Source organism: Bacteroides sp. AF29-11 (genome assembly GCF_003602895.1).
Classification (GTDB): Bacteria; Bacteroidota; Bacteroidia; order Bacteroidales; family Bacteroidaceae; genus Bacteroides; species Bacteroides uniformis.
The window spans coordinates 21,113-46,721 of sequence record NZ_QTLY01000008.1 but is presented as its reverse complement, the minus strand read 5'-3'; the positions used below and the strand labels follow the sequence as shown (position 1 = coordinate 46,721).

The following is a 25,609-nucleotide window of genomic DNA, read 5'->3' as shown; positions in this document are numbered from 1 at the left end:
TATGAAATTTATAGGTGCACATGTATCGGCCAGTGGGGGAGTGGAAGCGGCTCCCGTCAATGCCAGTGAGATAGGGGCAAATGCTTTTGCCTTGTTTACCAAGAACCAGCGTCAGTGGGTGGCAAGGTCGCTGACGGAGGAGAGTATCAGGGTGTTTAAGGAAAATTGTGGGAAGCTTGGCTTCGATTCCCGCTATATCCTGCCTCACGACAGTTATCTGATAAATTTAGGGCATCCCGAAGAAGAAGGGTTACAGAAAAGCCGTGCCGCTTTTCTGGATGAGATGCAGCGCTGCGAACAATTAGGGCTGAAGTTACTGAATTTTCATCCGGGCAGCCATCTGAATAAGATTTCCGTGGAAGAGTGTCTGGACAAGGTCGCTGAATCCATTAATCTTATATTGGGCAAGACGCACGATGTGGTGGCTGTCATAGAGAACACAGCCGGGCAGGGTAGCAATGTGGGAAATGAGTTCTGGCAGCTGGGACATATCATTGACCGGGTGGATGACAAGTCTCGCGTTGGAGTTTGCCTTGATACCTGCCACACGTATACAGCAGGCTATGATATAGTGAATGAGTATGACAAGGTGTTTGAGGAGTTTGACACAGCGGTAGGTTTCGGCTATCTGCGCGGTATACACCTGAATGACTCCAAGAAAGCACTCGGCTCCAGAGTAGACCGTCACGACAGCATCGGCAAGGGGCTGATAGGTATGGATTTCTTCCGGCGCTTTATGCAAGATGTGCGTTTTGACGGTATACCTATTATTTTGGAGACGCCCGATGAATCGCTTTGGGCAGAGGAGATAAAACTGTTGAGAAGCTTTGTCTCCTCTGATTGAGAGACTATGCCCTGAATACACATTCTATACGGTTACCGTCCGGGTCGAGGACGACACTTTCAAAATATCCGTCGCCGGAGGTACGGGGCTCTCCTGCGATGGTATATCCCGCTGTACGTAGCCGTTCTGTCTGTCGGAGGACAGCTTCCTGGCTGTCGAAGGCAAAGGCAAAGTGGGTCAGTCCCAGTCTGTTTTCCTCAATAGGGGTATTCTGTATGTCCGTACGGCTCATCAGTTCCAAATCCGTTCCTTCATCGAAGTGAAGGAAATAAGATTCGAATCCTTTTTTGGGGTTGATGTACTTTTCATTGCTGCTCCCGTTGAAGTAACGTGTGTAGAACTCTTTCATCTCTTCCAGTTGGAAGGTCCAGATGGCGATGTGATGTATCTTCATAAGTTTGCTAAATTATAATCTGTGTTCAATCTGAGTAATCTGTGGTGGGGTTGGTAATTGCAGGTGCAGAATAGGGAAAGGCTTTCCCGTCGGGTCGGTTTCGTCCCAGCCGGCCACTTGGAATCCCATATGTTGGTAAAATCGGCAAGCTTGTCCGTTCTGCTCGTTTACATCCACTTTGTGGATGTGTTTTTGGTGGACGGCGTACTCCATGAGCCGTTTTCCGTATCCCTTACCTTGTTGGTCGGGACGGACAAACAACATCTCGATGAGTTCATCGCTCAGTCCCATAAAGGCGGCAATTTCTTCTTTTTCGTTGCGGATGATGTAAAGCTCTACGGCAAGAAAGTACTGCTCTCTTATCAGCGGTTTGTAAAACTGTATATCCTTTTCTGCCAGGAAGTGGTGTGTGCTGCGGACAGAGGCTTCCCAGACGGTCAACAGTTCGTCATAATCTTGTGGGGTAGGTCGGAGTATCATCATTTATTGCATTACTTTGCTGGTTATTAATCAGTAGACAGTCAGAATTCGGCTTCTTTGGTAATCCTTACGGTTTCTCCCGTTATAGGGTGGGTAAATTCTAAGTATTCGGCATGCAGATAAAGCCGGTCTGCTTTCTCCCCGTAAAGTTCATCACCGATGATGGGGCAGTGCAAGCCAAGCGGGTGTGCTGCATGTATACGTAGCTGATGGGTTCTTCCCGTGCGCGGATAGAAAGCGATACGGGTCCGTTTCCCGTCCAGACGTTCCAGAACTTGATAATCGGTGATGGCGGGCTTTCCGTGTTCGGTGTGTACCATTTGCCGTGGGCGGTCAAGTGGATTCAGGCAAAGCGGGAGGTCGACCGTATCTTTGTCCTTTGGGACAATACCCTCGAGCAATGCGACATAACGTTTCCTGACCAGGCGGTTCTTGAACTGGGCCTGCAGGTTCTGGTGTACACGCTTGGTCTTGGCAATGAGCATTAAACCGGAAGTGGCCATGTCGAGACGATGCACCGTCAGGGGACCGTCAGCTTCGGGATATTGCTCACGCATCAGGCTATAGACGGAGACTGCATCTTCCTTGCCGGGAACAGACAGCATTCCTGCCGGTTTGTTGATGACCGAAAGCCATGGGTCCTCATAAACAATCTCCAAATTTTGGGAGGGTACCTGCATTCTTTTCAACATGGGGTTTTCTTCTACTTGTAGACCTTGCAGCATGTGTTGCAGTATAGGTTCGCACTTTCCTTTGCAAGCCGGATAATAGTGGCCGTGATGGCGTATCTCTGTCTTGGGGGAATCACCCCACCAGAACTCGGCCATGGCAATAGGTTTCCATCCGTGCAGATAAGCTTGTTGCAGCAGTTTGGGGGCCGCACATTCACCCGCGCCGGCAGGAGGTGTCTTGTGCACGGTCTGCCCGAATATCTCACAGAGATTCTTGACTTCTCCCCGGTAATTCAGCATCCCGAACTGTTCGAATAGCTTTTGCTGCAATGCTGCAGAGCGGGTTTTACGTTCAGACTTCAATGCTGAAATCCGTCTTTCCCAGTCTTCTGTCTGCGTTTGCAGTGTGGTAATCCTTGCTTTCCATGAACGTTCCAGGCGTTTATATTCCGCCTTTTGGAACTGGCTTTCCCGTATCAGTTCGGCTTCTTCCTGCGCATTGAGTTCTTTTTCTTTTCTGCGCTGTTCTCTGGCTGTTTTGGCTTCTTTCAACTGTGCTTTGGCTGTTGCCAGTATGTTTTCTGCTGACTGAATGGTCCGGGCAAGCTCTGCTGATAAGGCGGCATATGCTTTGTCATTTTCCAGTTGCCGGATGTTGCGGTTGATGGAAGAGATGTTCTCTTCTTCTATCTTGAAAAAGCCTTGTGGCTGTAGCAAGTCATATACGGGAGGAACAAAAAAGGGATGTAGGTTCTTTCCGGCCAATATGCCTGAGAATGCAGCTAAATATCCGGTTTCTCCATGCTCGGTTTGTACAATCAGTACCCCGAACATTTTGCCTTGGCGCAGTTCGTCCTTCCATGCAGTTTGTCGGGTAAGATAGCTTTGTACTTCTTTGGCTGCCAATATACATAATGGGTGCGGAGTATAGCAGAAAGGATAGGTGAACCTTTCCGGAAGCGGAATGTCGGTTATGGAAGTAGTAAAACGGTGCAACATCATGTTGCAAAGATACTATATTTCTCTCATAACAGACCGTTTGTACTGCAAATCTTTATTTCGTTGTATATAGGTTGTATCGCTTATGAAGAAAAAAACATCTTTGGGAAAGTTTTACTTATTCTCCGTTTATACAAATATGTATATATGTGTGAATTAACTTTGTTTTTGATAAATTGGCAACTCTGTTATCCTTAAAAAATGACTATTAATCTGTCTCGGATATTTTCTTCTTCCATAGACTTCTTTTTGTGTACTTTAGATGTTATGCCGTCGTATGAATACGGATGAAGAGCTTTTGCCTTAGTGATACTTGTAAAATAAATTAAGTTATTGCCTTTTTTGTTTTATTGGGGAATGGTTGTTTTTTAAACTTCCTGGATATATAAAAGAAACTTATTTCTCTTTAAAAAGTTGTATATTAGCGCCTTAAAGTTTTTCAAAAGATTATATGGGCAAAAACAAAGAGAAATTAAACATATTCTTGCTTCATTTTTTAGAACGGTTGAATAGCAATGAACCCAATGAAAGGAAAGTTATTGAATCGTTGACCGATTTCTGCAACTACTATGACTTTACGAAAGGGTTTATCTATCAGACTGACGGATTCCGTTATTTCTTATTGAAAGAAACGATTGGAAATGAAGGTGGGACTATGAAACCCCGTTTCGATATGGGAGAGTTGAAAAAGGAGCATGTCGATGCCATGAAAGCTCGGGATAAACCTTTCTATGGAAACAGAAATGCGGATGCTTCATGGGATGATATTGACATTCTTGATTTCTACGGTGAGGATTCTTTGTTAATCAGGCATTTTGAAGATACTGAGGGTAAAATCATCGGATTCATAGGTTTTGCAGGCAGGGAGGAAGAGACCTATCTCACGGAAGAGGAGTTGCAAATCATTCATCTCTTGCTGGGCTCGTTCTCTAAGGAAATTGCGGTCAGGGAATATAAGGAAAGGGAAGTGAGGGCCAGCAATACATTAGGCAGTATCATGAATAATATGGGCGTTGATATTTACGTCAACTCTTTCGATTCCCACGATATGTTGTATGCCAATAGGTCTATGGTGGAACCATATGGCGGTATCGAGCATTTCTGGGGGAAAAAATGCTGGGAGGCCCTCTACTCGGACAAGACGGGGGAGTGTGAGTTCTGCCCAAAGAGGCATTTGATAGATGAAAACGGACACCCCACCAAAGTCTATTCGTGGGATTATCAACGGCCATTTGACAAGTGTTGGTTTCGCGTGTTCAGTGCAGCCTTTGCTTGGGTGGACGGGCAGATGGCGCATGTCATTACCAGTGTGGATATCGACCATCAGAAAAAGATAGAGGAGGAATTGCGGGTCGCCAAGGATAAGGCAGAACATCTGGACCGCTTGAAGTCTGCTTTCCTGGCCAATATGAGTCATGAAATCCGTACTCCGCTCAATTCCATTGTCGGTTTTGCAAGCATCATTGCCGAACTGGACGATAGGGAAGAACGCCAGGAATACCTTGCCATCATGCAGGAGAATACGGAACTGCTCTTGCAACTGATATCCGACATTCTGGATTTGGCAAAGATAGAAGCGGGAACACTTGATTATAATATGGGGTATGTGGATGTCAGTGACTTCTGTAAGGACGTGATGCGCAACTATGATATAAAGGAAGACAAGGCTGTACCGGTTCTGTTGGCTCCCGACTTGCCCGATTACCGTATCTATACCGACAAGAAACGTCTGATGCAGGTGGTCACCAATTTTATAAACAACGCTTTGAAGTTCACCAGTGAAGGGCAGATCCTTTTGGAATATCATCCGGTGGAAGGTACCGGTCAGATAGAGTTTTCTGTGACGGACACCGGTATGGGTATTGCTCCGGATGCCGTGGCTACTGTGTTCGACCGCTTTGTAAAGCTTAATACCTTTGCGAAGGGCACGGGTTTAGGCTTGTCCATCTGTAAAAGTATCATTGAGCATCTTGGCGGGACTATCGGTGCTGAGTCGGAATTGGGAGTCGGCAGCCGTTTTTGGTTCAGACATCCGTGTGCCGGATGATTTTATTTGCCTATATTTGTGCGAACTTCAATATTTATGGATAAAAAACTCTGTACCGATGAAAAACAAGACATGGACGTGCCTGGTTGTTGTGTCAGCAGCATTGCTGATGGCGGGTTGCGGCAGCAGGACAAAGAAACAAACAAATGAAGATGTAAGTATGGATAGTGTCGGTGTAACATGCAGTGGCGTAAAGACCTTGCAACTGGAGGGAGTGCAGGCCACTTGGATTCAGGATAATGCTGGTGAGCATTTGATGCCGAGAACGATTTTCCCGGATGCAAGCGATGAATTGATGGAAAGTTTGTCGCTTCAAGGCGGTATTCCTTCTTCCATGAGCACCTTCCTGGTAGATACGAATGGTATCCGTATCCTTTTTGATACGGGAATGGGAGCTCCCGGCAGTCGTCTGTTGCCCGGATTACAATCTTTGGGTATCTCTCCGGCAGATATTGGATATCTGTATCTTACCCATTTCCATGGCGACCATATCGGTGGAATGATGAAGGGAGACAGTGTAGTCTTCCCGAATGCCGAAGTGTACGCATCAAAAGTGGAATATGATGCCTGGATGGCAATGCCTGCCGAAAGGAAGGCGCAGGTCGTAAAGACGATGGATGCCTATAAGGAACGGCTGCATCTGTTTGAGTTTGGCGATACCTTGCCGGGCAATGTGGTTGCCATGAAGGCAGTCGGTCATACTCCCGGTCATACGGTTTTCCAGAGTGGCAAGTTACTGGTGATTGGTGACCTCATCCATGGTGCGGCCCTTCAGTTGGAGCATCCGGAATACTGCGCTTCCTATGATATGGATAAGGAAGCTGCCGTGAAAGCACGCAAGTATTTCCTCCAATATGCCAAGGACAACCAATTGACGATGGCAGGTATACATCTTCCTGCTCCGGCCTTCAAATAGAATGGGAGAGTGTCAAAAGTATATGAGTACTTTCATTATGCTATATTTAGGCGCGGATAGTTCTGAGCCCCTCGTTATTCCTTTTTACTTTTAGAAGCGGCAGTCTTGTTCGATGTATGTCATATATTCGTCGTAACTGATGTGCCTGCCTCCCATTGTTTTGAGGTGAGGGGTTTCGAACTGGCAATCTATCATGACGCCTCCATGTTCCCTGAAGAATTGGGCCAGATGGATGAGGGCCAGCTTCGAGGCGCTGGGAACGAGTGAGAACATGCTCTCTCCAAAGAAACAACGTCCCAGGGTCACTCCGTACAGCCCACCTACCAATTGCTCTTCTTCCCATACTTCCACGCTGGCGGCGAATCCTTGTTCGTGCAGGTGCGTATAGGCTTCCATCATCTTCGTTCCGAGCCAGGCTCCTTCTTGTTCCATCCGCAATTCTCCGCAGGTTTGTATGACGTCTTCGAAAGCCTCGTTAAAGGTGATCTCGTACTTTCCTTTGTTGATGAGCGTACGCATGGAGTGGGAGATATGGATTTCGTCCGGAAAGATGACGAAACGGTCCATCGGGCACCACCATTGTATCAGTTCTTCCCGAAATGCGTACCAGGGGAAGATGCCGTTGGAGTACGCCAGGATGAGGCGGTCAATGGATAGGTCACCGCCCACAGCGAGCAACCCGTCGGGGTCGCCGTAGTGAGGGTCGGGGAAAGCAAGTTTATCCGTCAGTTGAAAGACCATATCGTTATTCGGTTGCGGGTTGTAGTTTCAATGCTCCGTTTTCCACTTGCACGCGGACTTTTCCTCCTGCCTTCAATGTACCGAACAGAATTTCGCGCATCAGCAAGGGTTTCAAGTGGGCGGCTATCACGCGGTCCATCTCCCGGGCGCCGTATTCGGGGATAAAACCCCGTTGGAGCAGCCATTCGTGTGCTTCCTGGCTCAATACCATTTCCACCTGGCGGGAAGACAGCTTGCTGCCTAGTTCTCCGAGTTTCTTGTCGAGGATAAGTGATGCCATCGGGCGGTCCATGTCATGGAAGACCACCGTGGCAGAGAGGCGGTTGATGAATTCGGGCTTAAAGGTTTTCTTGACTTGTTTCAGCATGGCTTCTCCGGCGGTGACCTGACTGTTGAAGCCGATGGACGCTTGGCGGGCATATTGTGCTCCGGCATTGGAGGTCATGATGAGGACCACGTGTCGGCAGTCGGCTTTCCGTCCTTTGTTGTCGGTCAGTACGGCATAGTCCATTACTTGCAGCAGGATGTTGAATACGTCGGGATGCGCTTTTTCTATTTCATCGAGCAATAGTACGCAGTTTGGAGTCTTGCGTATAGCGTCGGTCAGCAGGCCGCCGTCCTCGTAACCCACATAGCCGGCAGGCGAGCCAATCAGTTTGGCTACGGTATGCTTTTCGGTATATTCGCTCATGTCGAAACGTTGCAGGGCGATGCCCAGCTCGGCGGCGAGCACTTTGGCAACTTCGGTCTTTCCTACTCCGGTGGGGCCTACAAAGAGCAGGCTTGCTAGCGGTTTGTTTTCGTCCAGCAGTCCTGCTTTGGACATTTGCACAGCTTCCACTACCTGACGGACGGCTTCTTCCTGCCCGTAGATGCGGGAGCTGATGCGCTCGTGCAGGCTTTCCAAGGCGACTGTGTCGTCCTCTTTCATGGCGAGGGCATTGACTTTGCAGGTACGTGCCAGTATGTCGGTTATCAGTGCCTTGTCCACGGTCTGTTCTCCGGAGTCTGTGGGATGTATTTCCCGGTAAGCTCCTGCTTCGTCCACCAGGTCGATGGCTTTGTCGGGCAGGAAACGGTCGCTGATGTAGCGGGCGCTTGCCTTTACGGCGTAGGGGATGACGTCGGGCTCGTAGGTGACGCCGTGGTAGGTTTCGTATTTCTCTTTCAGGCCTTCTACGATATGTATGGCTTCTTCAATGCTCGGTTCCAGTATGTCTATCTGCTGGAAGCGGCGTACCAGTCCCTTGCTGCGTGCGAAGTAGCGGTTGTACTCGTCGTAGGTGGTGGAACCGATGAAACGTATTGCCCCGGTTTCCAGATAGGGTTTCAGCATGTTGGAGGCATCCATGGAGCCTTCACCCGTGCGTCCGGCGCCTATCAGGTTGTGTATCTCGTCGATGTAGACGATGGCGTGTCCTTCACGGCCTATGCCCTCCATGATGGTTTTCAACCGCTTCTCGAAATCGCCGCGATATTGCGTGCCTGCCAGCAGATTGCCCAAGTCCAGCTCGTAGATGCGGCAACCGGCAAGCCGTTCGGGGACGTTGCCCGCTTCGATACGGGCGGCAAGCCCATAGGCAAGGGCTGTTTTGCCTACGCCGGGTTCGCCCACATGCAACGGGTTGTTCTTTTCTTTGCGGCAGAGCACTTGTATGGTTCGCTCCAACTCCATCTCCCTGCCGATAAGCGGGTTGTGGTCTGCCAGGCGGTCGTTGAGGCAGGTCACGTAGTTACGCCATGGTTCTGTTTTCTCTTGTTCATCGGGGGATTGTACACCGCCTGCTTCTTCTGCCAGCTCCGCTTCTTCGTAGTGGGTAATGAGCAGACTGAGGAATTCGGGCAGGTCGCCGCCGACTGCTTCCTTTAGAAAATGGCATGCCCAGGAATCTTCCAGTTGCAGCAAGCCTTGTATCAGATGGGGAACACCCAGCTCTTCGGCGCTGGAATACTCTGTCACCATATAGGCATGTTGCAGGAGTGAACTGAGCTGGACGGAAAGTCCCAACTCGTATTCCACATTGTCGGGGATAGTTTCCACTTCTTCCGTCAGATAGTTTTCCAGTGAGATGCTGAGCTCCACATAATTGTAGAAGGTATCTTGCAGGGTGTTGATAAAGGGTTCCTGTTCCAGAATGGCGCTCAGCAGATGTTCGGGCATGATGAACTCGTGCCGGTAAGACTCGGCTTTTCTTTGTGCGGAAGCGAATGCTTGGTTTACGAATATCGTATTTTTTATATCCATATTGTTTCTTTCTTATTCTTCTTCCTCCGGGGTGACGGTGAGCCGGAGGGGGAAACCTTCATTGCGTGCCATGCGGGTGGCTTTCTGTACTTTGGAGTGGGCGATGTCGTATGAGTAGATGCCCACTACCGCGGAGTTGCTCTTGTGCACCTGCAACATCAGTGTTTCCGCTTCTGCCGATGATTTGTAAAAGACGGTGGTGAGTACCTTTACCACAAACTCCATGGTGGTGAAGTCATCATTGTAGATGGTGACTTTGAAGCGTCGGGGTTCCCGTAATTCTATGCGTTCTTTTTCTTTGAAAGAAGATTGCTGTTGTTCCATTTCTTTTTAAAAACTACTGTTAAGACATTGTTCTACCGTTGTGTGGGCAACGAAAACTCCTGCCAGTCATATTCGTCTCCATACTCGTCGGCTATGGCTATGCGTATGGTGACGTTACCCGTCTTTATCCGTTCTCCGGCACTGATGTTGGCGGTGTATTTCACACCGTTGTGCGGAGTTATTTGCTCTATCATGACCGACGGTGATATGTAAATGCGCTTCATGCCCGTGGTTTCCGCCACCACCGGCACTACGTTGTAGGCTGTTTTGTTTCCTTCGTTCATGATTTCAAAAATCACTTTACAGTTTTCGCCCGAATTGATGACGTGGTCGCGGCTGTTGTCAATGAAACGTATATTCCGTATCCTCAAGTGGTCGATGGCCGATGCTTGCGGCTGTCTTCCGGATTGCGGGGGATAGGGCTGTGTCCTTTCTATCCGGTAGCTGTACTCCTCCTGCTTTTGGGGGGCTGTGGCTGCATTGGCAATGGCAGCTCCCGCAATGGTCCCTATGATGGTGCCGATGGCAGAACCCCGGTATCCTCCTCGCCAGCCTCCGTTACTGTCACCTATCAGCCCGCCGATGGCACCGCCTACATTGCTTCCGATGGCAGCTCCTGCAAGCACAGCGTTAGGGTCGCCTGCAGCCATCTGGCTTGTGCCGCATCCGCTGAGGATGATGGTTGCTGCCAGGATTCCTATAAAAGACTTTTTCATGTTCATATCCTATAATTATTATGTTGGGCAGATTGTTTTATAAAAGGGCTATTCCCAGTAAATCATCTTTTTGGTCATGCCTCCGTCAATGGTTATGTTTTCGCCATTGATGAAGTCGTTTTCGTCTTGGCATAGGAATACGCACATACGGGCAATATCTTCCGGTTTGCCAACCCGTCCGGAGGGGTGTTGCGAATGGTCTTCTGCTCGTAATTGTTCATAATCGTGTGTCTGAATCCAGCCCGGAGAGATGGAGTTGACCGTGATGTGCCACTCTGCAAGCGATAAAGCCAACGCATGCGTCAATGAATAGATACCTCCTTTGGAAGCTGCATATCCTTCACTGCCCGGTTCACTCATCAGATAGCGGGTAGAACAGAGATTAATGATTCTTCCGTAGGTATTCGTGCTGTTTTGACTTTTGCGGTGTACTGCCAACGCATGTGAAGTAATGAACACCGGACGTAAATTCACAGACAATATTTTATCGAACGTCTCCACACTCGTTTCTGTGATGGGAGAGAATTCACTAATGCCGGCATTGTTTATAATGATGTCAATATCCCCCCATTCCTTGAAAATATTTTGCAAGCACAGTTCCAATGCTTCTTTGCTGTTTAGGTCGACGGGATAGAATTGTGCTCCGGTGGCTTGGGCGGTTTGCTGCCCTTTCATTTCATTCTTGTCACAAAAGGCTACTTGGTAATTAAGCTTGCAGAAGGCTTCTACAATGGCTTTGCCAATACCCCCGGCACCTCCGGTAACGAAAACTTTCTTTCCGCCTTTTTTGAGGGGAAGTGTCGGCTTATGTAGCGTTTGTACCTTGCCGGATTTTTTCGCTTTCTCCCAAGCTGCTTTGCGTGCCTGGTATTGCTCGTACTGATTTTCAAGATAATTATCGGCCATATATGTTTCCGGTTTTATTGTTTAACTGTCTTTTCTCCGAATAAGTTCACTATATTGATACAAGCCTTCATCTCTCTTCCTCCTTTTTTCCTTGAATTCTCTTTACTTGTTCCTCTATTTCCTCAATCGAAGGCAGTTGACTTTTAATATCTTCGGGAATCAGCTTAGACAGCTCATACTCTGATATGCCGATAGGCTGATTTGTTGATTCCAGTGCATATTGCGCCATTACTTGGTTTTTTGTCTTGCAGATAAGCAAGCCGATGGTGGGGTTATCGCCAGGTTTACATTTTAGATGGTTTACGGCACTGATATAAGTACCGAGTTGACCTATAAATTCAGGTTTGAACTTCTGCACTTTTAGCTCGATTACGCAATAACAACGCAGTCCCAAGTGGTAAAAAAGCAAGTCGGGATAGATTGTTTCATCGCCTACTTCCAAAGGCATTTGACGTCCTACGAATGCAAATCCTTTACCCAATTCAAGCAGAAAACGAGTGATATTTTGTGTCAAAACCTTTTCTAACTCTAATTCTTGAAAATCTTTGGTAATGGTCAGGAAATCGAAGTTATAGGGGTCTTTGAGTGTCTGTAGAGCTAGGTCACTTTGCGGTTTTGGTAGCAGACGACTGAAATTGTTTACCGCTTTGCCTTGCCGCTCATAGAGATTGGTATCAAGAAAGTTGAGCAAAACGGCACGACTCCAGCCGTTTTCTACAGTTTCATTCAGATAGAATAGAGCCTTATCCACTTCCTTGCATTGGGAGATGATATAGAGATGATGCCCCCAAGGGATGGAGAAAAATTTCTCTTCACCTAATTTGGAAACAACTTGTTGCCAAATTGTATATGGCTCATTATAAAATAGATACCACTGCTTTATACTGCGTATGTTTCTATATGAGAACCCTTTCATATCAGGAAATTCTGCCATCAGCTCACGACTCAACTCTTCGAGAAATCCGCTTCCCCAAGTCATTTCTTTCTGCCGTTCTATAATTTCTGCCCCCAGTTGCCAGTAAAGGTGAAGCAGTTCGCTGTTCACGCGTACAGCCGCTTTAATCTGTGCACTACGAATGTCTTGTTTTAGGTGGTTTACCCAATCCTTGAACGGTTGATTTATAGATAGTGCTGTTTTCATATTTTTATTTTCTTCATCGTCATATTCGATGTTTCTATTTCACAAAGTTAAGAAAAAGAATTTATTTCAACTGTAATCCTTTCCGTCTTTTCTACCTCTCCACTTTTACCACACAATATACCATCTCCCCCTCTCTTTCCTTTACCTCATCCCGTGTTGCTGCAATATCCTTCCGAACACGTTCACCCGTTTTGCAGAGAATAGGTATCGCACTATGTCGCTGTATTTCCTCCTATATTTTCGCAGGCGATAATTATTCCCCTTGTAGGGCTTCAAAAGGGAATCCGTCTGTTTCCCTAAGGAGAACGGTTTGTTTCAATATGGAGAACAGTTTGTTTCATTAGTAGGAAACAGTTTGTTCCGTTAAAGAAAACAGTTTGTTTTATTGAGTGCGAACAGTTTGTTTCATAGTATGTGAACACTTTGTTTCTTACTGTTGTAACAAAGTGTTCACCGTTGTGAACTAAAGTGTTATCTATATTTTCAGTGATAAAATGACATGAAAAGGGGGCTGAAGATTACCTTTCTACCATTTGTATTCCTCGCTGTAAGAGTCGAAAGCCGGTTCTCCCGGAATGTTGTATTGGTGGAAAGTTCTGCGGATATAGTTCTGGTCTTCGGGGGAAAGGTAAGATTCTTCCCGGTAGAAGCGGTAGTATTTTCCGCGGCCGAAATGGGCTATCAACTGGCTTTTCAGAGGTTGGAGATTCTTGTAGGGAACTTCATCGAGCAAGTGACTGATTCCCCATGCAACATGTATCTTTTGTGTCGATTGGAAATAGGCGCATTGGCTGCTATCCTCTGGAATACACAGTGGATTGATGATGCGGATGGACGGGTACTCGGGGGTATCGCGAAGGGCGGCTAAGCGATGCAGGCAGTTGTCGGCTTTCGGGCATTGGTTGTTGAAACAGCGTGAGTAGTTGGCAGGTGCTAAAGGTTTCTCGGAAGAATGTTTCATGTTTATATATACTTTGATGAAGCGACAAAGATAGCACTAACTTTTTGATATAGCCTTCTGTTCTCTTGTTTGAAATGCCCCCTCATTGAAAAAACAGCAGCCGGAACCACTGAATTCAGTAATTCCGGCTGTACCGTTCTTTCTTATAAGTATGGATGGACTATTTCACCTGGATGATGTCATAATTCAAGTCACTCACAGCTTCCTGCAGGCTGTCGTTGACAAGGCGCAGGGTTGTGTCGTTCACTACTACGAAGTACACCGGAGTGTCCCTGTCGTTCGGGGTCAGCTTGATGGCTGTTTTCTTCTTGTTGTCGACGTCTTTCTGGATAACTTCTTTCTTTCCTTTGGAAGTAAAGCTCTTGTTCTTTCCGGGGCCTTCGGCATCCAGATAAGTTGTTACCAGCGTGTAGCCGCTTTCTCCGTCGGGACCTACACTGTCTACGCTCAATACATACTGGATGCCCGGACCGTCGGCGGCGGGAAGGATTCCTTCGTATACGGCTACGGCAGACGAGTCATTGCCGGTAACAGCCATTACACTTTCGTCCATGGCGACGGCGTCATTGTTCTGAGTTCCTTTTGATTGGCAGGATACCAATGCAGCGGCAAGGGCTGCAATCATCATTACTTTTTTCATTGCTTTAATGGTTTAAGTTAATTATAAAGACGCAATAGCGTTTGTTATTCATCTTCTTCTTTCTTGATGACGAGCAGCTTGTCCACCCGTCCGCGGTCCATATCCACCACTTCGAAGTCCAGGTTTTTGTAGCTGAACAAGTCTCCGGCTTTCGGCACCCGTCCTATCAAGAACATGGCAAGACCGCTCAAGGTGGTGAAGTCTTCTTCTTTCAGGTCATCATAGTTCATAATGCCCATCGCCTCCATAAAGTCATCCAGATTCATGGAAGCTTCCACCAGCATGGAACCGTCTTGACGAACAACGATTTCCTCTTCTTCCGTTTCATTCTCTTCGAGGATGTCTCCGAAGATACTTTCCGTCAAATCGTGCAGGGTGATGATACCTTCTGTATTTCCATACTCGTCTACAACAACTCCGAACTTGTTTTTGTTCTTCTTAAACAGCTCTAAAACTTTCTTTGCATACAAACTTTCCGGAATAAACAAAGCAGGGCGTGCAATACTACGTAAGTTGAAGGGTTGTTCGCCGCCCATCATCAAGATGATGTCCTTTACGGAAACCACACCGATAATCTCGTCCTTTCCCCGCTCCACCAGGAGATATTTGCTGAAGTGTTCTTCGTGGATGATACGCAGCACCTCTTCCGGTGTGTCTGTGGGATGGAGCACGACGATGTCGCGGCGATAGGTCATCAGGTCATTCGCTCTTTTGTCCGAGAAGCGGAACACGTCACGCAACATTTCCGTTTCGTCTTTGTCGATGACGCCTTGTTCCGAGCTTTGGTGCAGAATCATCTTCAGTTCGTCTTGTGTCATTTGGCGTTCTTCGCCGCTGTTCAGTCCGACGAGTTTGTTCATCAGTTTGGTGGAAGCGCTCAGCAGGCATACAAACGGATAGGAAATCTTGGTCAGCACAATCATGAAGGGGCTGAGCATGGTGGCCCATCGTTCCGGGTTGTTCAAGGCGATGGACTTGGGCACCAGTTCGCCTATGATGAGCGACAGATAGGTGATGATGGCTACTACGGTAATCATGGCGAGAGTCTTGGCATAGGCGGCTACTCCCGGAATGAGGGCGAACAGCGGTTCTACGTCATCAGCGATGGTGGCACCACCATAGGCACCGGATACGATACCGATAAGAGTAATACCGATTTGGATGGTGGAGAGGAATTTTTCGGGTTCTTCCAGTTGTTTCAATACTCCTTTGGCTCTTTTGTTCCCTTTTCCGACAAGAGTTTCAAGGCGTGCTTTACTTGAGGAGACTAAAGCGATTTCATACATGGCAAAAATGCCGTTCAGAATAAGTAAAAGTAGAATGATAATAAACTCCATAGTGGATTTTGAATAGTTTGTGAGGCAAAGATAATGATTTTTCAGTATTTATTGTTAATATTGCCATCCGTTAGAAAAAATAAACAATAAATAGATGAAAAAAAGAATTATTGCCTTGGGGCTTTTATGGTGTCTGTCTGCCGTAATGTTGCAGGCGGCACGTGTAGACACGGTGTTGGTGAGAAGTGCAGCCATGAATAAGGATGTAAAAGTTGTGTATGTATTGCCTGATAAGGCTATCGGCAAGCAGGCTTGTCCGGTGGTTTATCTGTTGCACGGTTATGGCGGCAATGCGCGGAGCTGGGTGCAGCTGAAGCCGGAATTGCCGCAGATGGCGGATGAGAAAGGAATCATATTTGTATGTCCGGACGGCAAGAACAGTTGGTATTGGGACAGTCCGGAGAATCCTGCCTACCGTTATGAGACTTTTGTCACCTCGGAATTGGTGAAGTATACAGACGGGAACTATGCTACCATTCCCGATAGCAAGGCGCGTGCCATCAGTGGATTGAGTATGGGCGGCCACGGTGCTTTGTGGAGTGCTATCCGTCATAAGGATGTGTTCGGTGCGGCGGGCAGTATGAGTGGAGGAGTGGATATACGGCCGTTCCCCCAGAATTGGGAAATGAACAAGCAGTTGGGAGAGTTTGCTGCCAACAAGGCATCTTGGGATGCGCATACGGTGGTCAACCAGCTGGATAAGATTGTAAATGGAGACTTGGCGCTAATCATCGACTGCGGTGAGGCCGATTTCTTTCTTGAAGTGAACAAGGACTTGCACAACCGGCTGCTGGCAAGGAAGATAGACCATGACTTCATCACCCGTCCCGGTGGACATACCGGAACGTATTGGAACAACTCCATAGACTATCACGTCCTTTTCTTCGACAAGTTCTTTAAGAAGTAAGTAACTTATTATTCGATGGTATAGTTCACGGTGCGTGTGTAGTCCTGCTCGTAGCCGTTCCTTATATGCCTGACGACTGCATGGCAGGAAGTGACGATACCCCGGTTATCTAACGTATAAGTATAGGTGGTGGTCTCTTCACTTTCTCCGTTGCTGTCCGGGATGAGTTGGGTAATCAGATAGTTTGCAGGTTCTCCCAATATCTTCCCGTATATGGCAACCGCATGCATGGAAAGCGGATACATGTCCGTAATGAATAGGCTTGGTATTTCGGAGATATTTGCAATTTCATTGCCTGATGGTGTGGTAGCCGTACTGTTGTGCTCAAAAGTGTCAACCTTTTGCTGTATGCGCAATGCCCGGAAGTTGCTGTAGTCTATTGTAATGAATGAGTATTCTTTTCCGTCGTCCAGCTTTTCTGTGATGTTTTCCAGATAGTATTTGTCTTCGGTGTTGATGAGGTAGGAGAAGGTGTAAGTACGGGTATTTCCTGCCATATCCTGACTGGTACAAGTGGTGGCATAACCTTTGTCATTCAGCGTGTAGGTTGATACTGTACCTGCTTCGTCGGTTATCACGGCTTGATGGTCCTTGTATTCGACAGTAGTGGTATTCTCTATCTCGAAGAGTTCGTCTCCTGCCGTAAAGCTCTGTTTGCCGGTGTAGCCGGTCAGCCTGCCTGCACTGTTGTAAAGATAGGTATGGGTGGCAGTAACCGGTTGCGCATCGCTCTCTATCACTTCTTTGAGTTCGATTTTGGAGAAAGGAGTGGTGGGGTAGGTTGACGGCTCCGGTTCTGGCGTATCATTGCCATTGTTATCATCGCTGCAAGCTGCCAGTCCGCCGAGCAACAGCAGGCTGAACATGATTTCCGAAAATCGGGTGATGATTGTAACTCTTCTGTTTAGTTTCATCCTATTGGTCTTTTTATTTGATGCGTACGGCATGGCTTGCCCGACGTTCAATGGAGTTTGCGAGAGTGGTCACTCTTAAAGAACGGGTATCTTCTTGTGCGGGCGGTTGTATGCTTCCGTCGATGGCGCCGAGTGCAGTGCTCAATAAGGCTTCGTTGGTATCTCCAAAGGGCAGGAAACGTGACATGTCGCTCATCTCATTCACTACATATCCCGAGTAGGCCGGTTGGAATCCGGATTCATAATCAGATTTCCCTTCCGAATTGTATATCTTGCAGACGATGGGATTCATCGTTATCATCAGTTCGGGGCTGGAGAAATTCCTGGAACCTACATTCTTGCCTACGGTAGTACCGCCGATGATGACAACATCCATATACGGGTCGAGGCAGTTAATCACCATTTCGGAGGCGGAGGCAGTCTGGCTGCTGGTAAGTACGTAGAGAGTATTCAGGTTTAGGTTTGCTCCGTTTCCGATGAGTCCGGAGTTCAGGGTGAACGGTACTATCTGCGGATTGAAGCGGTTGTTGAATTCCAGGTACCCCAACTCTTGTCCCAAGGCGGAGGAAGGTGCAAGCATGGTACACAGCAATTCTGCGCAACTCAGTAATCCACCGTTGTTGTAGCGCAAGTCAAGGATGAATTCGTTGACTTGCTGTGATGCGAAATATTGGAATGCGCTGCGCAGGTCGTTGTCATATTCATTACTGTTGTCCGTGGGGCCGGAACTGAAGTGGTTGTAGACCAGATAACCTATTTTCTTGCTGCCTGATGTATATACATTCTTATAGTGCACCGGGTTGTCGTTGACGGGACGCGCCGATGCTATCTGTCTGGGTTTGTCGTAAGCAACGATGGCATTTTTCTCCACGTCGTAATAACCTACTGTAAGTTCCATGGCACTACTTCCATACAGTTTCTTATAATTCTGTTCAGTAATAAAGTTCCCGTCCATCTTCATAATCCAGTCACCCCGTTTCAGCCCGATTTCCGAGGCCGGGCTTCCGTCGGCAACGTAAAGAATCTGTGCAACAATGGCATTCTCTTCTCCTTCTACTTCTATCTGGTTGGTAGTGAACTGGAATCCGTAGCTGTAATCCGTATAGGGGATGCTGCGGGTAGTGGTGACGCTGACCAGACTGTCGATGGTGGAGAATTTGTCTTCTTCGGATTTGAGCGAGGCAAAGAAAGTGAAAGGGGCTTGAAAATAGTTCAGGTCGTTGGTATGGGAGATAGCGTCTACCCAATAGTACCACACACGCATGGTATCGTCAATCCAGCGGTCTGTCTGGGTCTGTCCGGCATACTCTTTCCAGCGGTCCACCCCGCAGGAAGTCAGATAAATGGGAAGAATCAGGGTTCCCAATATGAGTATCAGTATATTTCTTGCTTTCATGGGGGCAAAGATAGTGCAAATTGAGTGCAGAACTTTCATGCTTGCATGAAAAAGTTTTGCCGAAATGCAGTCTATCTTATCTAAAGATAGAAAATTGCTTGCTTATCTACCACAATTGTGGTATAAAATTCCCTAATCTGTGTCATTGTCTGCCCCGGCTTATCGCTCTATCTTTGCAACATCCGAATGAGAAACGGTTTATTCACCTAAAATACAAACGACAATGGAAACAAAGAAATTGCACTTTGAGACTCTACAACTTCACGTTGGACAAGAACAACCCGACCCGGCAACTGATGCCCGCGCCGTACCTATCTATCAGACAACTTCGTATGTATTTCGTAATTCGGCCCATGCGGCAGCCCGCTTTGGCTTGCAGGACCCGGGGAATATTTACGGGCGGTTGACGAATTCCACCCAGGATGTGTTCGAGAAACGTGTGGCGGCTCTGGAAGGCGGTGTTGCCGGATTGGCCGTAGCCTCGGGTGCGGCAGCCATCACTTATGCCTTTGAGAATATCACCCGTGCAGGCGACCATATCGTGGCAGCTAAGACCATCTACGGCGGAACGTATAATCTGCTGGCCCACACATTGCCTGCCTACGGGGTTACCACTACTTTTGTGGACCCGGGCAATCTGGACAATTTCGAGAAAGCGATTCAGGAGAATACCAAGGCAGTATTCATTGAAACGCTGGGAAATCCGAATTGCAACATCATTGACATTGATGCCGTTGCTGAAATAGCACACCGTCACCGGATTCCTCTGATTATAGATAACACCTTCGGTACTCCTTACTTGATTCGTCCCATAGAGCATGGGGCAGATATTGTAGTCCATTCGGCAACGAAGTTCATCGGAGGGCATGGTACGTCCTTGGGTGGTGTTATTGTAGATAGCGGCAAGTTCGACTGGGTGGCCTCGGGGAAGTTTCCCCAACTGACGGAACCGGACCCGAGTTATCATGGAGTACGTTTCGTCGACGCTGCCGGTCCTGCTGCCTATGCCATCCGTATCCGTGCCGTATTGTTGCGTGATACCGGTGCCACAATCAGTCCTTTCAATGCTTTCATTCTGTTGCAAGGATTGGAGACGTTGTCGCTTCGCGTGGAACGTCATGTGGAGAATGCCTTGAAAGTGGTTGAATTCTTGAAGAAGCATCCCAAAGTGGTTGCCGTGAACCACCCGTCCCTGCCCGAGCATCCTGACCACGCGCTTTACGGGAAATACTTTCCGAATGGAGGCGGTTCTATCTTTACGTTTGAGGTGCGGGGCGGTGTGAAGGAAGCGCAGACGTTTATTGACAGTTTACAGATATTCTCGTTGCTTGCCAATGTGGCTGATGTGAAATCCCTGGTTATCCATCCTGCCACCACTACCCATTCCCAATTGAGTGCACGGGAATTGGAAGAACAAGGCATCAAACCGGGCACGGTCCGCCTCTCCATCGGGACAGAACATATCGATGATTTGCTGGACGACTTGTCCCAGGCATTTGACAGAATTTAAAAGAATAACAGTATACGATAGAATGAATATTGCTGTATTATTGTCGGGAGGTGTAGACAGCTCCGTGGTGGTACATCTCCTTTGCGAACAAGGTTACCGTCCTTCTCTATTTTATATCAAAATAGGGAGGGACGATGCCGATTATATGGACTGCTCTGCGGAAGAGGATATGGAGATGGCTTCTGCCATTGCCCGGCGTTATGGATTATCGTTGGAAGTAGTGGACCTGCACCGGGAGTATTGGGACCAGGTGGCGGCTTATGCCATTGATAAAATAAGACGTGGCTTGACTCCCAATCCGGATGTGATGTGCAACAAGCTGATAAAGTTCGGGTGCTTTGAGCAACGTGTGGGGAAGGATTTCGATATCACGGCAACCGGGCACTACGCCACTACGGTGTTGAGGGATGGAAAGACATGGCTCGGTACCGCTGCCGATTCCGTGAAAGACCAGACCGACTTTCTGGCACAGATAAATTATCTGCAAGTTTCCAAACTGATGTTTCCATTGGGCAGACTGATGAAGAATGAGGTTCGTGACATAGCCCTGCGTGCCGGATTGCCCAGCGCCAGACGTCGTGACAGTCAGGGCATCTGCTTTCTGGGAAAGATTGATTATAATGATTTTGTGCGCCGTTTCCTTGGCGAAAGGGAAGGGGATATTGTGGAGTTGGAAACGGGTAGAAAGTTGGGCAAGCATCGGGGCTATTGGTTTCATACCATCGGCCAGCGTAAAGGATTGGGGTTGGGTGGAGGACCGTGGTTTGTTGTCCGCAAGGATGTGGAGGAGAATGTGATTTACGTGTCCCGCGGATGTGATACGGCATTGCAATACGGCTATGAATTCCGTATGTACGATTTTCATTTCATTACGGATAATCCCTGGAAGGGAGCGCAGGAAGAGGTGGAGGTGACTTTCAAGATACGCCATACGCCGGAGTTTGTCAAAGGCAGGTTGCAAAAGGAGGCGGAGGGTTACCGCATTGTTTCGGAAGAAAAGCTGCAAGGCATTGCTCCGGGCCAGTTCGGAGTGGTGTATGATGCTGATGCCCGGCTGTGTGTCGGGAGCGGGGAGATTTATATATAATATTCCACCAAGTCTATGATGCCTGCCTTCATGGCATATTTGGTGGCTTCGTGCGCATTGTTTACACCCAGTTTCCGGAAGATATTCTTCCGGTGGCTGTTTACCGTATGGAAGCTGAGGTTTCGTTCGGCAGCTATTTCTTTGGTTGTTTTCCCCAGGGCTATCTCTTTTAGGATGCTCCGTTCGGCAGTAGTCAGTAAATCATCTTTGATGGTAGGATGAGTGGGGGAGGAGGAACCGTTGCCTGCGAGCAGCAGGTTACTGACGTGATTACAGATGAATCGCTCCTTGCGTGAGGCGCATTGTAGTGCGGTCAGTATCTCTTCTTTGGAATTATCCTTCAGCGCTACGCCGAATGCCATGCTGCTGAACAATACCTGGCGCAGGAACGGTAGGCTCAATTCGTCGGAAAAGAGTAGCCAATCGGCTTCCTTGAAGCGTTCGTGAAGTACCATTAGCTCTTCGGCTCCCGAAAAATCAAAAAGGGTATAGTCCAGAATGACAATGGCGGTGGGATGCAGGCGTAGTTGCTGTATCAGTTCTGCCTTGTTGTCGGCTTCCAGCAGCAGGGAGGTGTCTTTCTGTCTGCCCAATAGGAACATCATGCCTGCTTTGGTAATATCTTGATTGTCTGCAATGATAAATTCTCTCATGACATTTGGTATATAAAAAACTCCGCTACAAATGTACACTTTTTAGTGTGATTTGCGGCGGAGTGGGAATATATATATTTATATAAGGGTTTTACCAGGAACGTCCCTTGAATATGTTGGATTGTTCCAGCGGAACCAGGTTCCCGCTCAAAGTCATGGTGTTGGAGTTGAAGTTCGGGCTGATGGTTACGGTTGCGTTATTCCCGCCATTGGTCAGCGTAAGGAATATCTGGGCGGAAATGCCGATACCCTGGATGCTGAAGTTACAATTCACGTTGCCCCGTTTGTCGGTAGTCATTTGGATGTCCGATACGGTTCCGTCTACTGTTACACCGCCAATGCCGTTAGGACCTGGGTATACGGTGTTGAAGGCTACCTGCACGGTGCCACGTCCTTGGTTGACCAATACGAAGTTGGTGTTGGAGTTTACAAATGCGGTCTGTCCGTTGCGGAACATCACTTGGTCTGCCTCCATTACGAACTGGTGAGCTTTCAAGGCCGCCATTGCGTCATCGTACGAAATGGCATCCTGTGCTTGTTCTTCAGCTTTCAGGCGTGCACGTTCTGCGTCTCTTTGGGCTTTACGGTCTGCGCGCTTTTCAGCTCTACTCTCTTGTGCATACATGGTCGTTGTTGCCATGCTTACCAATACTACTGCTGCTAATGCAATAAACTTTTTCATAATCGAATCTTTTTTTGTTTAGGTTTAATAAATTGTTCGTTATAAGTTTATTGCAAGAACAATGCCTGTCCAGGATTGTTCACCGGTTTTTTAATTATTTTATATCCGATAGCAGCAATAAAGATACTCATTACCGGACTGATAAGGTTGAAGAAGCAATAGGGAAGGTAGGTCAGTGTGGGTACACTCAAAATGGTGGCTTGCGTCATGCCGCAGGTGTTCCATGGGATAAGCGGGGAGGTGACGGTAACGGCATCTTCCGTGGTACGGCTAAGTAGCCGGCTTTCGTAGCCTTTCTTTGCGTAAACGTTGCTGAACATGTTTCCGGTGAGGATAATGCTGATGTACTGGTCTGCCGTGGCAAGGTTCAGGAACAATCCGGAACATACGGTGGATGCTACCATGCTGGCTGTATTCTTCATGAAGCGGACGAATAGGGAAGTGATGCTTCCTAGCATGCCGCTTGCCGTCATGGCTCCACCGAAACACATGGCGCAGATGATGAGCCAGATGGTATTCATCATTCCTGCCATACCTCGTGTGGCAATCAGTTCTGTCAACATGTCACTGTCAGTTTGTAGACTGGTACTGCCATAGAATGTCATCATTATCCCTTTGAACATATTCCCACCTTCCGCTATCTCATTCAGTAGTCCCGGTTGGAAGATGAAGGCGAATATCCCTGCCAGCAGAGTGGAGAGAAAGAGTGTGATGACGGAAGGCACTCTCCGGGCAATCAGTATTCCCGTAATCACGGGAACAGCCAGTAACCAGGGAGTAATGTTGAATTTGGCGTCCAATGCTGCCGTAAATTCCGCGATCTGTTGTGTATTGTTCGTTTCGTGTGTGAGTCCCATTACTGTAAAGATGACAAGGGTGATGAGGAGAGAGGGGACGGTGGTGATCATCATATAGCGGATATGGCTGAATAACGGTGTTTCCGTTACGGATGAGGCAAGGACCGTGGTATCCGATAACGGTGAAATTTTGTCTCCGAAATAGGCTCCCGAAATGATGGCACCGGCTATCCATCCCTCTTCAAAACCTTGTGCCTTACCTATGCCCAAAAGGGCGATACCGATGGTGGCGATAGTGGTCCATGAACTTCCCGTCATTACTGATACCAATGCACAAATAATGCAGGTAGAAGCAAGGAAAAAATTCGGATGGATAATCTGCATACCATAATATATAAGGGTAGGTACCACCCCACTTATCATCCATGTGCCGCTCAAAGCACCGATAATCAATAGAATAATGATAGCTGTGGCAACACCTGAAATGTTGTTGGTGATGGCAAGTTCATAATCTTTCCAAGGGATGCGGTAGAAAGCCATGCCGATAAAGACACACATACCAGTGGTGGCAAGCAGGGAAATCTGGCTTCCTCCACTCAAGGCGTCACTTCCGAAAGTATGGATGGTGGCGAACAGCATTCCTACGAGAAAAGCGATGGGAAATAGAGAAACGAGTGGAGAGGGTATTTTCTTTGCTGAATTCATAGGGTTGTTTTTGACTATGCTTGGTTGACGAATCTATTATCAATCTGTCGTTTATAGTTTGATGCGACAAAGGTATAACAATTCTGTTCAATATCTTCCTTATCCTTTGCATGACAAATAAAAATTATCAAATCTTTGCGTTTGCTTGGAAAAATGATAGTATCCTTGTTATTTCTTGCTGTAAAGGGTGATAGACAACGATATTATTGTTAAAATAACGCCGGTGCCGACCACGCCACTCCATCCCCAAGTCTGCCAACTGCTTCCTGCAAGGAAGGTACCCAAAGAGCCGCCGATGAAGTAAGTGGTCATGAAAATCGTATTTACCCGATTGGAGGCAGACGGGTAGATGTCGAAAATACTGGTCTGGTTGCTGAGTTGGATACATTGCATGCCTATGTCTATAAGAATGACACCGGTAATGATACCTGCATAGTTGTTTCCGCAGAAAAAGAGCGAGGCCCATGCAAGCAGAATCATTCCGCAACCGATAAAGTTGAAATTGCGTATGCCTACCTTTTTTACATATTTTCCTACAAAAGATGCGGTTAAGGCTCCGGCAATGCCGCAGAGCCCTAGTATGCCGATGACATCGCTGGATGCATGGAACGGGGCTTCTCCCATTTTGAATGCAAGGCAGGACCACATGGCAAGGAATGAGCCAAAGGCCAGTCCTGCACGTATCGAGTAGATTCGTAGAGAGGGGTATTCTCTTACTAATGAGAAAAGAGACTTCATCAGCCCGGAATATTTGCCTTGGAAAGTCGGTTGTATGTCCGGTAGTACCTTTAATACAACGATAGCGCATAGTAACATCATTCCAGCGGCGATGAAGTACATTTCACGCCAGCCAAGCACTTCACCCACAAATCCGCTGACAACACGTGATGCAAGTATTCCAGTCAGTAATCCTGAGATGACGACACCTACATTCCGTCCCTTGTTTTCGGGGCGTGAGAATTGCGAGGCAATCGGTACAAATATTTGGGGTATCATGGAGCAGATGCCGGTAATGAGTGATGCTGCCCAGATGATGTAGATGTTCGGTGCCATGGCAATGGCTAGAAGGGAAAATATGAGTAGGAAGAAATTCGTTAGGATGATATTCTTGCGTCGATAGAGGTCTCCTAATGGGACGATGAACAATAATCCCAGCGCATATCCGATTTGTGTAATCATGGCAATGAGGTTCGTTTTGAATTCAGAAACTTCCAATTCATGCCGCATGATATTAAGCAGGGGTTGATTGTAATACAAGTTGGCTACGGACACGCCAGCTACGATAGCAAGTGTCCAGAGTATATGTGCCGGTAATCCTCCGTTTTCTTTCAGTTCTTGTTTCATGCTGCAAAGATAATGTCTTTCTGTTTCATGCGCAAGATATGTGAGTATGATAAGAATATGTGTGAAGTGGTATCATCTTTTTAGCCTTTCCGTTTGTTATACTATTATTTTGTTTGAGAATAATTGATTGGAGCTATCTTGGATAAGCGGAATGTTGTATTGATATTTAAAGATACGTTGGGCATGGGAAATGAATGGTTTAGAGAGTTGCTGGGTATGAAATACAGGTGGACGAAATGCAGGCTCTTCTAG

General features: G+C 47.4%; 24 protein-coding genes. 6 read left to right on the top strand and 18 right to left on the bottom strand.

All coding sequences use genetic code 11. From position 1 onward, the window contains the following. The first annotated feature begins 1 nt into the window (after nucleotide 1). The gene (nfo, locus tag DWZ03_RS14175) at nucleotides 2-844 is read left to right on the top strand and encodes a deoxyribonuclease IV (protein WP_057252739.1); all 843 of its coding nucleotides are present in this window, start codon (nucleotides 2-4) and stop codon (nucleotides 842-844) included. 4 nt (nucleotides 845-848) lie between these two features. Here nfo and DWZ03_RS14170 read toward each other — a convergent pair whose 3' ends face one another. Genes DWZ03_RS14170 through DWZ03_RS14160 form a run of 3 tightly spaced genes read right to left on the bottom strand, consistent with a single transcriptional unit; the run spans nucleotide 849 to nucleotide 3,388 of the window. After that, nucleotides 849-1,238, bottom strand: coding sequence for a VOC family protein (locus DWZ03_RS14170; protein WP_005826473.1), 390 nt, complete (start codon nucleotides 1,236-1,238; stop codon nucleotides 849-851). Nucleotides 1,239-1,250: 12 nt separating this feature from the next. Continuing rightward, on the bottom strand, nucleotides 1,251-1,721 hold the full coding sequence (locus DWZ03_RS14165) for a GNAT family N-acetyltransferase (RefSeq protein ID WP_035449481.1): 471 nt from the start codon (nucleotides 1,719-1,721) through the stop codon (nucleotides 1,251-1,253). A gap of 38 nt (nucleotides 1,722-1,759) precedes the next feature. Next, nucleotides 1,760-3,388, bottom strand: coding sequence for an RluA family pseudouridine synthase (locus DWZ03_RS14160; RefSeq protein ID WP_165852470.1), 1,629 nt, complete (start codon nucleotides 3,386-3,388; stop codon nucleotides 1,760-1,762). 451 nt (nucleotides 3,389-3,839) lie between these two features. Here DWZ03_RS14160 and DWZ03_RS14150 point away from each other — a divergent pair, with 451 nt between their 5' ends. Then, on the top strand, nucleotides 3,840-5,435 hold the full coding sequence (locus DWZ03_RS14150) for a sensor histidine kinase (RefSeq protein WP_120130302.1): 1,596 nt from the start codon (nucleotides 3,840-3,842) through the stop codon (nucleotides 5,433-5,435). A gap of 58 nt (nucleotides 5,436-5,493) precedes the next feature. Then, nucleotides 5,494-6,351, top strand: coding sequence for an MBL fold metallo-hydrolase (locus DWZ03_RS14145; RefSeq protein WP_120130301.1), 858 nt, complete (start codon nucleotides 5,494-5,496; stop codon nucleotides 6,349-6,351). A gap of 90 nt (nucleotides 6,352-6,441) precedes the next feature. Here the strand turns inward: DWZ03_RS14145 and aat are convergent, their stop codons facing one another. From aat to DWZ03_RS14095, 9 genes are all read right to left on the bottom strand, one after another. Then, a complete protein-coding gene (aat, locus tag DWZ03_RS14140; RefSeq protein WP_005835880.1) occupies nucleotides 6,442-7,092 on the bottom strand; it encodes a leucyl/phenylalanyl-tRNA--protein transferase in 651 nt (216 codons plus the stop codon). Nucleotides 7,093-7,096: 4 nt separating this feature from the next. Beyond that, nucleotides 7,097-9,337 carry an AAA family ATPase gene (locus tag DWZ03_RS14135; RefSeq protein WP_005835881.1) on the bottom strand — a complete coding sequence of 747 codons (2,241 nt, stop codon included), beginning with the start codon at nucleotides 9,335-9,337 and terminating at the stop codon, nucleotides 7,097-7,099. A 12-nt stretch (nucleotides 9,338-9,349) separates the two neighbouring features. Further along, a complete protein-coding gene (locus tag DWZ03_RS14130; RefSeq protein WP_005826483.1) occupies nucleotides 9,350-9,661 on the bottom strand; it encodes an ATP-dependent Clp protease adaptor ClpS in 312 nt (103 codons plus the stop codon). 32 nt (nucleotides 9,662-9,693) lie between these two features. Next, nucleotides 9,694-10,383 (bottom strand): glycine zipper family protein, encoded by a 690-nt coding sequence (locus tag DWZ03_RS14125; protein ID WP_120130300.1) that lies wholly within the window; start codon nucleotides 10,381-10,383, stop codon nucleotides 9,694-9,696. A gap of 42 nt (nucleotides 10,384-10,425) precedes the next feature. After that, nucleotides 10,426-11,283 (bottom strand): SDR family NAD(P)-dependent oxidoreductase, encoded by an 858-nt coding sequence (locus DWZ03_RS14120; protein WP_005835885.1) that lies wholly within the window; start codon nucleotides 11,281-11,283, stop codon nucleotides 10,426-10,428. A gap of 67 nt (nucleotides 11,284-11,350) precedes the next feature. Next, nucleotides 11,351-12,424, bottom strand: a complete 1,074-nt coding sequence (locus tag DWZ03_RS14115; RefSeq protein ID WP_044467751.1) for a YhcG family protein — start codon at nucleotides 12,422-12,424, stop codon at nucleotides 11,351-11,353. 526 nt (nucleotides 12,425-12,950) lie between these two features. Next, nucleotides 12,951-13,385, bottom strand: coding sequence for a DUF6078 family protein (locus tag DWZ03_RS14105; protein ID WP_008663796.1), 435 nt, complete (start codon nucleotides 13,383-13,385; stop codon nucleotides 12,951-12,953). A gap of 160 nt (nucleotides 13,386-13,545) precedes the next feature. Continuing rightward, nucleotides 13,546-14,025, bottom strand: a complete 480-nt coding sequence (locus DWZ03_RS14100; protein WP_120130299.1) for a copper resistance protein NlpE N-terminal domain-containing protein — start codon at nucleotides 14,023-14,025, stop codon at nucleotides 13,546-13,548. Nucleotides 14,026-14,069: 44 nt separating this feature from the next. Next, nucleotides 14,070-15,362 carry a hemolysin family protein gene (locus DWZ03_RS14095; RefSeq protein WP_120130298.1) on the bottom strand — a complete coding sequence of 431 codons (1,293 nt, stop codon included), beginning with the start codon at nucleotides 15,360-15,362 and terminating at the stop codon, nucleotides 14,070-14,072. A 94-nt stretch (nucleotides 15,363-15,456) separates the two neighbouring features. Here DWZ03_RS14095 and DWZ03_RS14090 point away from each other — a divergent pair, with 94 nt between their 5' ends. After that, nucleotides 15,457-16,269 carry an alpha/beta hydrolase gene (locus tag DWZ03_RS14090; RefSeq protein ID WP_057089159.1) on the top strand — a complete coding sequence of 271 codons (813 nt, stop codon included), beginning with the start codon at nucleotides 15,457-15,459 and terminating at the stop codon, nucleotides 16,267-16,269. 8 nt (nucleotides 16,270-16,277) lie between these two features. Here the strand turns inward: DWZ03_RS14090 and DWZ03_RS14085 are convergent, their stop codons facing one another. Together DWZ03_RS14085 and DWZ03_RS14080 are read right to left on the bottom strand one after the other, a co-directional pair. Then, nucleotides 16,278-17,183 carry a DUF4595 domain-containing protein gene (locus DWZ03_RS14085; protein WP_120130297.1) on the bottom strand — a complete coding sequence of 302 codons (906 nt, stop codon included), beginning with the start codon at nucleotides 17,181-17,183 and terminating at the stop codon, nucleotides 16,278-16,280. A 13-nt stretch (nucleotides 17,184-17,196) separates the two neighbouring features. Beyond that, nucleotides 17,197-18,618 carry a S41 family peptidase gene (locus DWZ03_RS14080; protein WP_120130296.1) on the bottom strand — a complete coding sequence of 474 codons (1,422 nt, stop codon included), beginning with the start codon at nucleotides 18,616-18,618 and terminating at the stop codon, nucleotides 17,197-17,199. Between the two features lie 184 nt (nucleotides 18,619-18,802). Here DWZ03_RS14080 and DWZ03_RS14075 point away from each other — a divergent pair, with 184 nt between their 5' ends. Both DWZ03_RS14075 and mnmA read left to right on the top strand, forming a co-directional pair. Beyond that, on the top strand, nucleotides 18,803-20,089 hold the full coding sequence (locus DWZ03_RS14075) for an O-acetylhomoserine aminocarboxypropyltransferase/cysteine synthase family protein (RefSeq protein ID WP_005835904.1): 1,287 nt from the start codon (nucleotides 18,803-18,805) through the stop codon (nucleotides 20,087-20,089). A 22-nt stretch (nucleotides 20,090-20,111) separates the two neighbouring features. After that, a complete protein-coding gene (gene mnmA, locus DWZ03_RS14070; RefSeq protein ID WP_120130295.1) occupies nucleotides 20,112-21,176 on the top strand; it encodes a tRNA 2-thiouridine(34) synthase MnmA in 1,065 nt (354 codons plus the stop codon). Here mnmA and DWZ03_RS14065 read toward each other — a convergent pair. From DWZ03_RS14065 to DWZ03_RS14050, 4 genes are all read right to left on the bottom strand, one after another. After that, nucleotides 21,167-21,829 (bottom strand): response regulator transcription factor, encoded by a 663-nt coding sequence (locus tag DWZ03_RS14065; RefSeq protein WP_120130373.1) that lies wholly within the window; start codon nucleotides 21,827-21,829, stop codon nucleotides 21,167-21,169. The two genes, mnmA and DWZ03_RS14065, sit on opposite strands and share 10 nt — an antisense overlap. 91 nt (nucleotides 21,830-21,920) lie before the next feature. Continuing rightward, nucleotides 21,921-22,511: a DUF4251 domain-containing protein gene (locus DWZ03_RS14060; protein ID WP_025834828.1), complete on the bottom strand. Its 591-nt coding sequence runs from the start codon at nucleotides 22,509-22,511 to the stop codon at nucleotides 21,921-21,923. Nucleotides 22,512-22,558: 47 nt separating this feature from the next. Next, nucleotides 22,559-24,013, bottom strand: coding sequence for a Na+/H+ antiporter NhaC (nhaC, locus tag DWZ03_RS14055; protein WP_120130294.1), 1,455 nt, complete (start codon nucleotides 24,011-24,013; stop codon nucleotides 22,559-22,561). A gap of 168 nt (nucleotides 24,014-24,181) precedes the next feature. Further along, on the bottom strand, nucleotides 24,182-25,357 hold the full coding sequence (locus DWZ03_RS14050; protein WP_005826523.1) for an MFS transporter: 1,176 nt from the start codon (nucleotides 25,355-25,357) through the stop codon (nucleotides 24,182-24,184). Nucleotides 25,358-25,609: the final 252 nt, after the last annotated feature.